The following is a 457-nucleotide window of genomic DNA, read 5'->3' on the forward strand; positions in this document are numbered from 1 at the left end:
TTCCGTAGAAAAGAATAAAGGCGATTACCTGTCTCTTATACACATCTAGATGTGTATAAGAGACAGCAATTAAAAAGGACATTATTGTGGGCTATTCGCGAAAAATCACCGAGTTTTATATAAAAACGGCGGTTCCGTTTGTCCGCTTAATCGGTTGGTTGCAAAGCGGCGACATAAAAAAGGGGAAGGATAAGAGCAACGCGTTCAAAGCCGGGGTGTTGACCGATTATTTCGCCCGAAAATATTTGCCGGTGGTTGAACATTTGACAAAATCGCCGGTCGCAACTGAAAGACCGGAGACAATTTGGCAGTTTTGGGACAACCCAGCCGGGGGAAAAACACCGGAAATAGTCAAATCGTCTATAGGGAGCGTTAAAAGGCTGCGCGGAGATTTTGAGCACAAAGTATTGAACAACTCAACAATCGGGGATCATTCGGACTTGCCGGGGTATGTTTT

1 protein-coding gene is annotated in these 457 nt (G+C 44.6%); it reads left to right on the forward strand.

What is annotated here, in order from left to right:
• Positions 1-86 precede the first annotated feature (86 nt).
• A partial coding sequence (locus tag ACYVRA_RS08810) for a capsular polysaccharide synthesis protein (RefSeq protein WP_461252341.1) occupies positions 87-457 on the forward strand: 371 nt, incomplete at its 3' end.

This window comes from Treponema sp. R8-4-B8 (assembly GCF_054786175.1).